The sequence below is a fragment of the Rhodococcus sp. HNM0569 genome (assembly GCF_012726205.1).
Taxonomy (GTDB): Bacteria; Actinomycetota; Actinomycetes; order Mycobacteriales; family Mycobacteriaceae; genus Rhodococcus_F.
Genome location: NZ_JAASAE010000001.1, coordinates 257,074 through 270,577, shown reverse-complemented (window position 1 = coordinate 270,577; position 13,504 = coordinate 257,074). Strand labels below are relative to the sequence as shown.

The 13,504-nt window shown below is 69.2% G+C and carries 10 protein-coding genes; 4 read left to right on the top strand and 6 right to left on the bottom strand.

All coding sequences use genetic code 11. The annotated features are described in order from the left end of the window. Window positions 1-246 precede the first annotated feature (246 nt). Entirely contained in the window at window positions 247-951 is a 705-nt protein-coding gene (locus tag HCA44_RS01240) for a sensor domain-containing protein (protein ID WP_169646703.1), read from the top strand. A 102-nt stretch (window positions 952-1,053) separates the two neighbouring features. Further along, complete coding sequence (locus HCA44_RS01235; protein WP_169646702.1) at window positions 1,054-2,169, top strand: DUF4192 domain-containing protein; 1,116 nt, start codon at window positions 1,054-1,056, stop codon at window positions 2,167-2,169. Window positions 2,170-2,242: 73 nt separating this feature from the next. Here HCA44_RS01235 and galE read toward each other — a convergent pair whose 3' ends face one another. Together galE and HCA44_RS01225 are read right to left on the bottom strand one after the other, a co-directional pair. Next, window positions 2,243-3,229: a UDP-glucose 4-epimerase GalE gene (gene galE / locus HCA44_RS01230; RefSeq protein ID WP_169646701.1), complete on the bottom strand. Its 987-nt coding sequence runs from the start codon at window positions 3,227-3,229 to the stop codon at window positions 2,243-2,245. A 3-nt stretch (window positions 3,230-3,232) separates the two neighbouring features. Continuing rightward, window positions 3,233-3,919, bottom strand: coding sequence for a metal-dependent transcriptional regulator (locus tag HCA44_RS01225; RefSeq protein ID WP_169646700.1), 687 nt, complete (start codon window positions 3,917-3,919; stop codon window positions 3,233-3,235). A gap of 183 nt (window positions 3,920-4,102) precedes the next feature. On the opposite strand from HCA44_RS01225, the gene HCA44_RS01220 reads away from it, so the two are divergent. Continuing rightward, complete coding sequence (locus HCA44_RS01220) at window positions 4,103-5,410, top strand: acetoin utilization protein AcuC (protein ID WP_169646699.1); 1,308 nt, start codon at window positions 4,103-4,105, stop codon at window positions 5,408-5,410. A gap of 40 nt (window positions 5,411-5,450) precedes the next feature. Then, window positions 5,451-8,144, top strand: a complete 2,694-nt coding sequence (locus HCA44_RS01215) for a bifunctional GNAT family N-acetyltransferase/acetate--CoA ligase family protein (protein ID WP_169646897.1) — start codon at window positions 5,451-5,453, stop codon at window positions 8,142-8,144. A gap of 177 nt (window positions 8,145-8,321) precedes the next feature. Here the strand turns inward: HCA44_RS01215 and HCA44_RS01210 are convergent, their stop codons facing one another. From HCA44_RS01210 to HCA44_RS01195, 4 genes are all read right to left on the bottom strand, one after another. Next, a complete protein-coding gene (locus HCA44_RS01210; protein WP_169646698.1) occupies window positions 8,322-9,287 on the bottom strand; it encodes a sigma-70 family RNA polymerase sigma factor in 966 nt (321 codons plus the stop codon). A 167-nt stretch (window positions 9,288-9,454) separates the two neighbouring features. Then, complete coding sequence (locus HCA44_RS01205; protein ID WP_169646896.1) at window positions 9,455-10,966, bottom strand: class I SAM-dependent methyltransferase; 1,512 nt, start codon at window positions 10,964-10,966, stop codon at window positions 9,455-9,457. An 87-nt stretch (window positions 10,967-11,053) separates the two neighbouring features. After that, a complete protein-coding gene (locus HCA44_RS01200; RefSeq protein ID WP_169646697.1) occupies window positions 11,054-11,401 on the bottom strand; it encodes a DUF3099 domain-containing protein in 348 nt (115 codons plus the stop codon). An 818-nt stretch (window positions 11,402-12,219) separates the two neighbouring features. Beyond that, window positions 12,220-13,320, bottom strand: a complete 1,101-nt coding sequence (locus tag HCA44_RS01195; protein WP_346764509.1) for a serine hydrolase domain-containing protein — start codon at window positions 13,318-13,320, stop codon at window positions 12,220-12,222. Between the last annotated feature and the right edge of the window lie 184 nt (window positions 13,321-13,504).

The window sequence follows — 13,504 nt, the reverse complement described above, 5'->3', positions numbered from 1 at the left end:
TCGCCGACACACCTGCACGTACCAGTGTCCACCATCGCGTGATGCACCCCCACGCGTGGTCCCCGTCACCGGACGGGCGCACTGCGCACCTTTCGCGTGCAACGCGCGGCGGCGCCTGTGGATTCCCCGTTGTCGCACCGGTGGTGGCCGCGGTCGATCGTGCCCGGAAACTCCCGTTCGGTTCGGCGACCGGTGCCCATCGCGTGTGGCAGGGTGGGCGCTGCGCAGTCGTGGAGAGGAGCTCGAGTGGGCACACGTGTGCGGGCGGTGCTGCTGGGAGCGGCGGCGGTGCTCGCCGGGAGCACTGCCGTGGCGTGCGGTGGGCAGGTCGACGGCACACCTACCGCGGCGCAGCAGACGGTCGTGTCCACCGGCGGCGGCGATCTGTCGCCGAGGCTGCTGGCGGCCGAGGCGTTTCCCCCCGGCTACCCCGCGGTCGTGCTGCCCGAGCACGCCGTCGCGATGGCGGCGTCGGACCTGGCGGGCGTCACGAAAGGCGGGGTCGTCGACCCGCCGGACTGCACACCCGCGCCGCAGGCATACGACCCGTCGGGCACCGTCATGGCAGTCGGCACCAACGGTGCGACCCGCGCGACGTTGTCGGTCGAAGTGGCCCGTGTCGACACCCCGCTCGCGCAGCACCGCCGGTACCTGAGCCGGTGCGCGAAGATGTCGGTCGACGCGCTCGGCGCGACCGCGGAGGTCACCACCACGCTCGATCCCGACGACCCCGACCCGGAGAGCGACGCGGACGACGCGCTGGGCTACACCCGCAGCGTGGTGTCCGGTGGCAGCGAACGCAGGCTCGATCAGTCGATGGTCACGCGGGTCGCGCAGTGCGACGACGTGCGCGTGTCCGTCACCTTGATGTCGTTCGGTGCGGGTGCGCCCGACACCGGTGCCCTCGACGAGGTATTCGCGCACGCCGTCGACGCGGCCCGATCGGGCTGAGCCGCGGCGCCCTCGTCCACAGGCTGCGCGTCATCCACAGCCGGGTTCCGGGTCCGCGGTCGCGACCCTGTGCGGTCGGTGCGCATGCCGAGGGTGGGCTGCATGACATTCCCACTCGAGCCGGCTCCGTCCGGCGATCCCGCACTGCCCGCGATCCGGTTGTCCGACCCGGGCGAGCTGATCTCCTCGCTCCCGGCGCTGCTCGGCTTCCGGCCCGAGCGCTCATTCGTCGTCCTGACGCTCGGCCCCGGTTCCGGACTCGGCATCGTCATGCGATACGACCTGGACGTCGACCCGGCCGCTCCGGGCCGGCTCTCCCGCGCCACCGTGCACACCCTGGCCCGCTTCGCGGAGGTCGCGGCGGACCACGATGCGCGCGGTGTCGTCGTGGTCGTGGTCGACGACCGGGCCGGATGCGCTCGATTCCCGGGCGACACCCCGGTCTCCGACCCGGGGCCGCTGCAGCTGACGGCGGAAGCGATGGTCGCGGCCTTCGAGACGATGCTCGATCCGGAGGCGATCGACGTGTGCGACGCATTCGTCACGCCCGGCGTGCATGCGGGCAGCCCGTGGCACAGCGTCTTCGACCCGGCCCGCCGCGGCAGCCAACCCGACCCGGCAGGCTCGCGCGTGGCGGTCGCCCGCGTGGTCGGCGGGTACGCGATCCACGGATCGCGCGACGAACTCGAAGCGCTCGTCGCACCGGCGGACGTGTCCGTCGTCGAACAGGTCCGGCTGCACATCGCGGCGCGCACCCACACCGCTGTCGATCCCGCCGCGGCACTGCGCGCGCTGGTCGAACGTATCGCGGCCGAGTCGGGCTCTCCGTCCGCCGAGGATTGCGCGACTACCGTTGTCGCGCTTCGTGATCGACGGGTGCGTGATGCCGTGGTCGCGCTCGCGGTGGGGACTCTCGCGTCGCATGCCGAGCGCTACTGGCTCGAGGCCACGCGGCTCGCGCCCGCAGCGGAGCGGGCGGATGTGGCGGCGCTGGCGGGGTTCTCGGCGTACGTGCGGGGCGACGGCCCGCTCGCGGGAGTCGCGTTCTCGGCGGCGCTCGACGCGGACCCGGGTCACCGACTGGCAGGTTTGCTCGACGCATCGTTGCGGCACGCGTTGCGGCCCGATGCCGTGGCCGGGCTCGCCGACGTGGGATTCGACGTCGCACGGCGCCTCGGTGTCGCGCTACCGCCACCGAGGGCGCGGGCAGCGACATGACACCCGGAGCGGGCAGCGACATGACACTTCCGAGCGGGCAGCGACACGCGAGGGCTCGCGAGCCCTCGCGTGGTCACACCTTCGGTGCAGAGTGCGCGCGGTCGCCGAGAGACTGGAGGAAAGTCCACGCGTCGGCAACGATCTCGTCGAGATCGGTGTGCGTGGGCTTCCAGCCGAGTTCGGCGATCGCGCGCTCGCTCGACGCGACCAGCACGGCGGGATCGCCCGCACGGCGCGGCGCGTCCTCGACGGCGATCGGCAAGCCCGTGACGCGCCTGCACGATTCGATGACTTCGCGCACCGAGAAGCCCGCACCGCTGCCCAGGTTGTAGATGTCGTGACGGCCGGGCGCGGCGGCGTCGAGGGCCAGCAGGTGCGCTTCCGCGAGATCGAGCACGTGGATGTAGTCGCGCACCGCGGTGCCGTCCGGGGTGGGCCAATCGGTACCGAACACCGAGATCCGGTCGCGGTGGCCCGCCGCCACCTGCAGCACGAGCGGGATGAGATGTGTCTCCACGACACGGTTCTCGCCCGCGGACCGGTACGCGCCTGCCACGTTGAAGTACCGCAGGCTCGTGGCCGCGAGATCGTAGGCGTTCGCGTACGACGTGATCGCGTGGTCGATGGCGAGCTTGGTCGCCCCGTACGGATTGGTCGGACGCGTCGGATCCGACTCGGTGATGGGGGAGTGCTCGGGTTCGCCGTAGGTGGCGGCGGTGGACGAGAACACGAGCCGCGGCGTTCCGGTGGCGCGCATCGCGTCGAGCAGCGCCAGCGACGTGACGACATTTCCGTGCCAGTACTTCTCGGGTTCGAGCACGGATTCGCCCACGAGCGAACGCGCGGCGAAGTGCAGCACGCCGTCGAAGCCGCCGTCGGCGAGCGCCTCGGGCGCGCGCACGCGCACGTCGCCCTCGACGAACTCCGCGCCGGCCGGGACCGCGTCGGCATTGCCGGTGGACAGGTCGTCGATCACCACCACCTCGTGGCCGCGCTCGAGCAGGACGGTGGCGCACACGCTGCCGACATAGCCGGCGCCGCCGGTGACAAGCAGTTTCATCCGTCAGACCTGCTTGACCTGGACCGCGTGCGCCATCTCGTCCGCCAGTTCCACGCCGTCGTGCCCGGATGCCGAGATGAGCACCGACCCGTCGCGCGGCTCGACCGTGATGCGCGCGTCCGGCACCACGCCCGCTTCCCGCAGCCGGCCGATCACGTCGGGATCGGACTGCACGTACTCGGCGAGGCGACGCACCACGACCGCGGACTCCTTGCCCTGCGGCAGCTCGGTGAGGCGCAACAGGGTCTCGCCGTTCGCTGTGCTGCGTTCGATACCCAGCTGATCGAGACCGGGGATCGGGTTGCCGTAGGGCGACGTGGTCGGGTTGTCGAGGACCTCGACCAGCCTGCGCTCGACTTCCTCGCTCATGACGTGTTCCCAGCGGCACGCCTCGGCGTGCACGTCCTCCCACTTGAGCCCGATGACGTCGACCAGCAGCCGCTCGGCGAGCCGGTGCTTGCGCATGACCGAGATCGCGAGTTCGCGACCCTTCTCGGTCAGTTCGAGGTGGCGGTCGCCCGCCACCTGCAGCAGACCGTCACGTTCCATGCGTGCGACGGTCTGGCTCACGGTCGGACCGCTCTGCTCGAGCCGTTCCGCGATGCGTGCACGGAGCGGGACGACGCCCTCCTCCTCCAAGTCGTAGATGGTCCGGAGGTACATCTCCGTGGTATCGACCAGATCCTTCACTCTCACACCCCTTCGTCTGGAACGATTCTACATTTCGCGGCCGTGATCGGGCCCGGCTCGTCGTGGGCCTGCCGTGGTCCTGGATCCGGTACGGCCGGGCCCGCTCGTCCCGCGGCCGGCGACCGCGTGAGCAGGCCCGTCGTGTGGTCGCATCGTGAGCGGCCGCACAGTAGCGTGCACATCATGACCGTCTCTCCTCGACCGGCACGGAATCGACGCGCCGATACCGGGGGCCGCCCCGACGCGGACACCGCGCCCGCCACACTCGACCGCACCGTCGTGTGGAGCCCGGACTACCTCGGGTACCGGTGGACGGACGAGCACCCCATGAACCCGATGCGCCTGGCGCTCACCATGGATCTCGCACGGCAGTCGGGCGTGCTCGACGGCGTCGAGGTGGTCGAACCGGCCGCGGCGCCGGACGGCGAATTGTTGCGCGTCCACACCGCCGGCTACATCGACGCAGTCAAGAGCGCGGGTCACTCCGGTGCGACCGGGACGGTCGAGGGCGACGCACCGCACGGGCTCGGCAACATGGACAATCCGGTCTTCCCGCAGATGCACGAGGCGAGCGCGATGCTCGCGGGCGGTTCGATCGCCGCGGCGCGCGAGATCGCCGAGGGGCGCACGCGACGCGCCGTCTCGATCGGCGGCGGCATGCACCACGCGATGCCCGACTGGGCGTCCGGCTTCTGCGTGTACAACGACGCCGCCGTCGCCATATCGTGGCTGCTCGACCACGGTTTCGACCGCATCGCGTATGTCGACGTCGACGCGCATCACGGCGACGGCGTGCAGCACGTGTTCCGGGACGATCCGCGTGTGCTGACCGTGTCGGTACACCAGCACCCCGCGACGCTGTGGCCGAACACCGGGTGGGCGAGCGAAGTCGGCGAGGGCGCGGCCGAAGGCACGTCGGTCAATCTCCCCGTGCTGCCCGGAACGGTCGACGACATCTGGTTGCGCGGTTTCCACGCGATCGTGCCTGCGGCGGTCGAAGCGTTCGCACCGCAGATCGTCGTCAGCCAGTGCGGTGTCGACAACCACCGCGAAGATCCGCTCGCCGACCTGTCGCTCACCGTCGACGGGCAGCGCGCCGCGTTCCGGGCGATGCGTGACCTCGCCGACCGGTACGCCGAGGGCCGGTGGCTTGCGGTGGGCGGTGGTGGTTACGGCTTGGTGCGCGTCGTGCCGCGCGCGTGGACGCACCTGATCGCCACGGCGCTCGACCGCGATCTCGACCCGGCGACACCGCTGCCCGCCGAATGGCTCGCCACCACCGCCGAGCGCGCGCCGGGCGTCGAGTTGCCCGCCACCTTCGGCGACGGCGGAAACGTGGAGTATCTCTCATGGGACGGTCCCGGAGGCACGCCGGTGACGGGGATATCGTCACAGGACCGGGCGTTGATCCGCATCGACGCCGCGATCATTGCCACCCGCCGTGCGTGCTTCCCACTCCTCGGCCTCGACCCGGAGGATCCGCGTGACTGACTCGGCAGAGAAGAACACCGACGACTCGAACACTGCGGCGGTGCACGCAGATTCGTCGGCGTCGCCCGACGAACGACGCCGACTCGAGCAAGCGCACACCTTTCCGAAGCACTGGGTGGCGGACGTCCTCGCGACCGACGGCGGCGCCGTCGCACTACGACCGATCGTTCCGGAGGATGCGGACCGGCTGATCCGCTTCCACGGCACGCTGTCCGAGCGCACGCGCTATCTCCGATATTTCGGTCCCTATCCCACGATGTCGCACAAGGACGTCGTGCGGTTCACCACCGTCGACCACCACGACCGCGTGGCGTTCGTCATGCTGCTGGGCGGCGAGATCATCGCGGTGGGCCGGTACGAGCGGCTGCGCAACGAGGGCGACGGCAAGTCGGCAGAGGTCGCATTCGTCGTCGCGGACGGCCATCAGGGCCGCGGTCTGGGACCGATCCTGCTCGAACATCTCGCCGCGGCGGCAGCCGAGAACGGTCTCACCAAGTTCGTCGCCGAAGTGCTCGCCGAGAACCGCAACATGGTCAGCGTGTTCCGGGAAGCCGGCTACCAGGTCAGCCGTAGCTACGAGGGTGGTGTGCTGCGGCTCGAGTTCGCGATCGACCCCACCGAAGCACTCGTGTCCGTGCGCAACTCGCGTGAGCGCGCCGCCGAGGCGCGCAGCGTCCAGAACGTACTCGAGCCGCGCTCGGTGGCGGTCGTGGGCGCGTCCTCGGATCCGGCCAAGGTGGGCAATGCCGTTCTGGTCAACCTGCTGCGCGGCGGGTTCACGGGTGTCGTGTATCCGGTCAACGACGAACACAAGTCGGTGCTCGGCGTCCGCGCGTATCCCACGGTGCGCGACATCCCCGACGACGTCGACCTCGCGATCATGGCGGTTCCGGCCGTCGCGCTCGACGCGGTCCTCGACGACTGTCTCGCCAAGGGTGTCAAGGCGCTCGTCGTGGTGTCGTCGGGCTTCGGCGAGAAGAGCCCGGAGGGCAGGCGCAACGAACGGGCGCTCGTGCACGCCGCGCGTGAGCACGGCATGCGGCTGGTCGGGCCCAATGCGCTCGGCGTCGCGAACAACGATCCGGCGGTCTCGCTCAACGCGACTCTCGCTCCGGTGCTGCCGAGTGCGGGCAATGTCGGATTCTTCTGCCAGTCCGGCGCATTGGGCATCGCGATCCTCGACGAGGCGGCACGTACCCGCATCGGGCTCTCGACCTTCGTGTCGGCGGGCAATCGCGCCGACGTGTCCGGCAACGACCTGCTGCAGTACTGGGACACCGACCCTGCGACCGAGGTCGTCCTGCTGTACCTCGAGAGCTTCGGCAATCCGCGCAAGTTCTCGCGGATCGCGCGCCGCGTCGCACGCACCAAGCCGATCGTCGCGGTCAAGAGCGGCAGGCATGCGGTGCCGCCTGCCCTCGCCGCCACCGGGGTCGAGATCGACGACTCGATCGTGCGCGCACTGTTCGAGCAGTCGGGTGTCGTGCAGGTCGGGTCGATCTCCCAGTTGTTCGACGCGGCACTGCTTTTCGGCTACCAGCCGTTGCCGAAGGGGCCGCGTCTCGCGGTGGTGGGCAACTCGACTGCGCTCAGCGTCCTTGCGGCCGACGCGGCCCGAAGCGAGGGGCTCACCGTGCGCGCCAACACCGACCTCGGCGCGCAGGCCACACCCGACGAGTTCGCGGCGAGCGTGCGTGGTGCGCTGGCATCCGACGACGTCGACTCGGTGATCGCGGTGTACGTGCCGCCCGTCGCGGTGCCGGTCGAGCCGTTCGCGCGGGCACTCAAGGAGGCCGTCGAGGGTGCCACCAAGCCCGTGCTGTCCACCTTCCTCGCGGCCGAGGGGGTGCCCGAAGCACTCACGGTGGTGGGTCCGGACGGGAATCCGGCGCGCGGCTCGGTGCCGTCGTATCCCAACCCCGAGCGCGCCGCCCTCGCGCTGGGTCGTGCGTGGCGGTACGCGAAGTGGCGCAGCAAGCCGGCGTCACCGGTCGTCCGGCCCGACGGCATCGACGCCGACGCCGCCCGGCAACTGGTCGAGCGATGGTGCGGGGCGTCGCCCGGTCGATGGCTCACCGACGTCGAATCCGCCGAACTGCTCGCGTGCTACGGGGTGCACGTCGTCGAGTTCCGCACGGCCACCACCGAAGACGAAGCGGTCGAGGAGGCAGCCGCCCTCGGCTATCCGGTCGCGGTCAAGGCGACAGGGGAGCTGTGGCGCCATCGCCCGGACCTCGCGGGAGTCCGCCTCGACCTGTACAGCGAGGACGCCGTGCGCGTCGCCTATCGCGATCTGGCACAGGCCACGGGAGATCCGCTGCTGCAGATCCAGAAGATGGCGACCAAGGGCATCGGCTGTGTGATCGGTGTGCAGGACGACCCGTCGTTCGGTTCACTCGTGTCGTTCGGTCTCGCGGGTGTCATCTCGGATCTGCTCGGCGACCGCGCATACGGCGTGCTGCCGGTCACCGAGGCCGGTGCCGCGGAACTCGTCGACGCACCGAAAGCGGCGCCGCTGCTGTCCGGCTACCGCAACGGCATTCCGGTCGACAAGCGGGCACTCGTCGACCTCGTGCAGCGCATCTCGACGCTCGCCGACGACCTCCCCGAGGTGCGCGAGCTCGCCTGTGAGCCGGTGCTGGCGTCCGCCGACGGTGCCGCGATCACCGACACCCGTGTCCGCGTCGGTCCCGAGCCGAGCATGATCGACCTCGGACCGCGCCGCCTGCGCTGACCGGCGCGGCACCCTGCTGACCGGTGAGGCACTGCGCTGACCGGCGCAGCACCCTGCTGACGGCGTCGACCGCCCGACCGTGCCCTGAGGGGGAATGGGCAGCGGTGGGCGGCCGACTCTTGCGCATCCCCCGCGCGTGTGACGAACGCAGTACGGGATGCAGGTTCTTCGGTTGTGTCAGCTCGCGTACGAACGCAGACGCTCGGCGCGATCGCCCTGGCGCAGCTTGCTCATCACTTCGCGCTCGATCTGGCGGACACGCTCGCGCGAGAGGCCGAAGAGCTTGCCGATCTGGTCGAGCGTGCGTGGCTGGCCGTCGTCGAGGCCGTAGCGCAGCCGGATGACCTGCTGTTCGCGCTCGTCGAGCGTCGCGAGGACGCTGCGGACGTCGGTGTGCAGGAGCCCGGCGATGACGGCGCTCTCGGCCGACGTCGCCTCGGAGTCCTCGATGAAGTCGCCGAGAGGTGCCTCCTCGTCGCTGCCGACGGGCATGTCGAGGCTCACCGGGTCGCGGCTGTGGTCGAGCAGATCGGCGATCTTCGTTGCCGGAATGCCCGACTCGGCGGCCAACTCGTCGTCGGTCGCTTCACGCCCGAGCTGCTGGTGCAGCTCCCGCTTGATGCGGGCGAGCTTGTTGACCTGCTCGACGAGGTGGACGGGGAGCCGGATCGTGCGGCTCTGGTCGGCCATACCGCGCGTGATCGCCTGACGGATCCACCACGTCGCGTACGTCGAGAACTTGAAGCCCTTCGCGTAGTCGAACTTCTCCATCGCGCGGATCAAGCCCAGGTTGCCCTCCTGGATCAGGTCGAGCAGCGGCATGCCGCGGCCCGTGTAGCGCTTCGCGAGCGACACCACGAGGCGGAGGTTCGCTTCGAGCAGGTGCTGACGGGCGACCTCGCCGTCGCGGACGATCGTGGCGAGATCGCGCTTCTTGGTCGCCGACAGCCTCTTGCCCGTCGCGAGTACGTGCTTCGCGTACAGCCCAGCCTCGATGCGCTTCGACAGCTCCACCTCGTCCTCGGCGGACAGCAGGGCGGTGCGGCCGATCCCGTTCAGGTACACACGGACGAGGTCGGCGGCGGGGCTCTGCGCGTCGAGGTCGGCAGCGCTGGGGCGAAGAGTGGTGCTGGGGCTTGTCATGACTTGCCTCCTGATCGGTGGTGTCTCATACGGATCAACGCACCGACGGCCCGCGAAAGTTCCCGGCGGATCGCGCGTGAAAAGCTGTTGACCAGCAGGTATCCACGCATCGTCCTGAGAAGTTGCTGAGAAGGGTCCGGGTGGACCCGAGCCGGGAACCGGGCTGTCTACGCCGGCAACACGATGCCGTGCCGGACGAGTGCCTGAACCAGTTCGACCGCCGACTGCGTCAGATCCGCGCTTTCGTCGTCCGCGCCGTATCCGACCGCGAGCAGCGCGATCAGTTCCTCCAACACCAGACCGTCCGGGCGCATTCCCGCGAGAAAAGCGGCCCCGAGGTCGTCGATCTCGTGCTGCCAGTGCGGGCCGTTGCCGCGGTGCACCCGCACCACCTGCTCGTTCCAGCCGTCCGGGCCGGGAACCGACACACGTTCGAGCGCCGTCGACGGCTCGAGCGTATAGCGCGCGCCGAGGACGTCGTGCTCGCGAAGCCAGGTCAGGCGGTCGAAATATGCGATCGCCTCGCCGCCGAGCGGATCGGAGAAGCCCTGCGTCATGTCCTCCGCGAGCACGTCGGTCGGCTCGTCGGTGCGGCGCAGATACACGAATCCGAAGCCGACACCGGTGACTCCCGACGACCGCAGATGTGTGAGCCAACTCTCGCCGCGCTCGGCCGCCGCGGCGCTGCGGGGGTCGAGGCCGCCGTCGCGCAGCCACGTCCCGACGTACAGCGACGGGTCGGCGACGTCACGTTGCACGACCCACGCGTCGATGCCATGTGACGGAAGCCACGACGCGACCCGCGCGCGCCAGTCCTCACCGTCCCGGTGCACCCACGACGCGAGCATCGCCGCGGTGCCGCCCGGCGCGAGATGCTCGGCGGCACCCGCGACGACGAGTGCGCTCGCGCCGTCGAGATCGAGGCCCGAGTCGCGGTAGGTCTGACGCACCCGCGGGTCGCCCACGACGAACGGCGGGTTCGCGACGATCCGGTCGAACGTGCGACCCGCGACCGGCTCGAACCACGAGCCTTCGAGCAGTTCGAGTTCCGCCTCGTCACCCGTCCGGTTCAGGGCCGCGGTGGCGCGCGCGAGCCCCAGCGCGCGTGCGTTGACGTCCGTTCCGGTGACGTGCTCGGCGAACGTCGCGCCGTGCAGCAACTGCACGCCCGACCCTGTGCCGAGGTCGAGCAGCGTGCCGACCGGTGTCGTGGGTGTCGCCTGCAGCAGCGACAGCGACGCGTGGCCCACGCCGAGCACGTGGTCGCGGTCGGTCGCGTGCGCGGAGTCCGAGCCGGGCCGCAGCGCCCCGTCGAGATCGGAGAAGATCCATCGGTTGCCCGCGCCGAGGTCGACCGGCCGTACGTCGAGAGCCGCACGCACCGACGACGTGCCTGGGACGCGTTCGACGAGTCCGGCCGCCGCTGCGGCGTCGACGTCGAGGGGTGCGAGCGCATCCGCAACGGCGCCCTCGTCGCAGTCGTCGGTCAGCAGGAACAAACGGATCAAGGTCCCGAGATCACCGAGTTCGCGTGCCGCGAGGCGCACCGGGATCGGCTCGCTGCGACCCAATGCCGCGTGCACCTCGTCGCCGAGCGCCTCGAGCAGTGAGTCGGTGTCGTAGCCGACGCGTTCGAAGGCCGTGCGCAGGTCGTCGCCCAGGGCGGCGAGAAGCGTCAGCGGATCGGTGAGGGAGTGCGGGCCGGCGGCGTCGTTGCGGGTCACGCCGCCATTCTCGCAGGTGTGCCGAGGCGCACACCGCCGTGCTCAGCCGTCGAGCGTGTGCCCTGACGGGCCCTCGATGGCGCGATGGTCGTGGTGATGGTCGTACCGGCCGGGCTCGTCCTTCGACCGCGGCGGCCGATCGTTCGCGACGAGGACCGCCATCCACGGCAGCGGAATCGACACCGCGATGATCGCCATCGAGATCCACGGGTTCGCCCAGATGCCGTACGCGACAGCCGCGAGGATGAGCGCGGGGAAACGCACCGACATCATGATCGCGTACTTGCGCACGCGCGCCCGGTGCTGCTCGTCGAACGACTGGGCAGCCTCGGTGATCAGATAGGGGTTCTCGGGCGATCCGGCCTCGTGGAATCCGCCGCTACGTGCCATGCATCCACTCTTGCACTCTCGGACCGCAGATGCACGGGCGGGTGTGTGAACAGTTCCTGGCTTCTCGGTCTGCCGTCGACACGCAGGTAGTCGGGAGCTCACAACGCCGCAGTGTCGCAGAACTCACCGACACGGCCAGTTTCGCAACGTGGAGTTGTGAGACGAGTTTCGGACACGACGACCAGGATGCTCGCTGCGGCTGTGACCTTCAGGGATACCTGGCGGTGATTCTTCAGTCGTAAGTGGCGGCCGGCGAGATGGACTACCAGGTGGCGCCGATGACGAGGGCTGGATGAGATCATTCGGGGCACGCGGTTGGACGCCGGTGCAGGCTCGTTCCTCCAGCTCTGGCCGCTCCGCTCCGGAGCCCTGGAGACACACCGTTGCGCGCCCGGGCGCCGTCGGCCGCCGACTTCGGTGCTCCCGGCGCCGGTGCGGGACTCAGGCAAAGTGGGTGACGAGGTACCGTTGCCATGGGGTTTCGATGGCCCGCGGAGAGTAATGTTCGCGCACATAGCCGACTGGCTTCTCGGCGTCGAGACCATCGAGAACGGTCAGGCAAGTCAAGGCTGTTCCCGTCCGGCCGAGTCCACCCCCCGCAGGCAACTTCGACGCGCCCGTTCGAAGGTCTTGCCAGCAGTTCTCCGTGCGAGTCGGAAGTGCTGACGATCTGAGGGTAGCCAGAAGTCCGGCCAGCGAATCCATGTGCTTTCCCATGGGACTGGCGGTGGTTGGCGCCGTAGTAGCCACAGGCTGAACTCCGGTGGCTGTTCGTTGCACAGAGGCAGCGCCGCGTTGGGGTTTTATGATCGGCGCGATCACGGGCTTGCGAAGCAGTATGCGGCGGTGGCGATCGCAGCGAATCCCAGAAAGCTGTCATCGTTTCCGGAGGCCCGGAGCAGCGTGAGGGTGTGGCCGTCATCGCGGTGATAGGCGTAGGTGACGTAACCGAGTAGCTGACCGCCATGTCCCCACAACTGTCCGCCGCACGGGAGATCGAATCGTTCGAGTCCGAGGCCGTAATGAAAGCCCATCCCCATTGGGACGGTCGTGCGCATCTCAGCGAGCGTCGGGGCGGTGAGAAGTCTGCCACCTAGAAGTGCGTCAAGAAAGGTTGTCAGATCGGTGCTGGTTGAGATCATCTCACCCGCGGCCCAATCGAGGGTTTCGTTCTGCTCGGTCACATCAACCCGGCTGCCGTCGTCGAGTTCCAGCACGGCGCGAATCGATGGTTCGGGGAGTTGCGGGTCAGAGCCGGGGATGGAGGTGCCGGCCAAGTCGAGTGGTTGTAGAATGCGTTGTTTGATCTCGGTCCCATACGCTTGGCCAGTGATTGCCTCGATGAGGAGGCCGGCAACAATATAGTTGGTGTTGGAGTAGCGAAATGACTCGCCTGGCAGAAAGTCCGGGGGACGAGTGAACGCCTGATGCAGTAGGTCGTCGGGTGAGTAGTCGCGGTATCGGCCCTCGCCGCGCCAACGATTGGTGGACCAGCCCGCGGCTTTCATATAGTCCGGAAGTCCGCTCGTGTGTTGGAGGACCTGCCGGACAGTGATCTCTTCGCCGCCTCGAACTGCCCCCGGCAGGTAGTTTTCGACCGGATTGTCGAGTGTGATCTTGCCCTCGTCGACCAGTTGTAGTAATACAGTGGCGACGAACGTCTTGGTGATACTTCCGATACGGAAGTGCTCGGTCCCGCTGACAGGTTCCGTGCTCGCAGGATCACGGACGCCTGCGGTCCACACTTTGTCCTCCACGGTGACGATGGTCGATGAGGTGCCAGACGGGGCGGCTACGAGCACAGAGATCGTCTGGTCCCTGGCGAAGGCCAAAGCCGTTGCGCCGAGGACGCCGACTGTCAGGATCGCCAGCGACGCGACGACCGCCAGCCGTCGGGCGCATTTCATCAGTAGGGTCACGCGAACAACGCTATGAAGTCGGAGCGTAGCCAACGCTGAAGGTGGCCACCGTCTCGGCGGCGGGCTTCCGCATCATCGAAACTGCGGATCCCCTCAGGGGATCCCGGTACGACCCCCATGTGTGGGCCAGGGCCTGATGTCGTCCGACCGAGGGTGCTGCGGTGCTGCTCGCCGCAGTATCTCG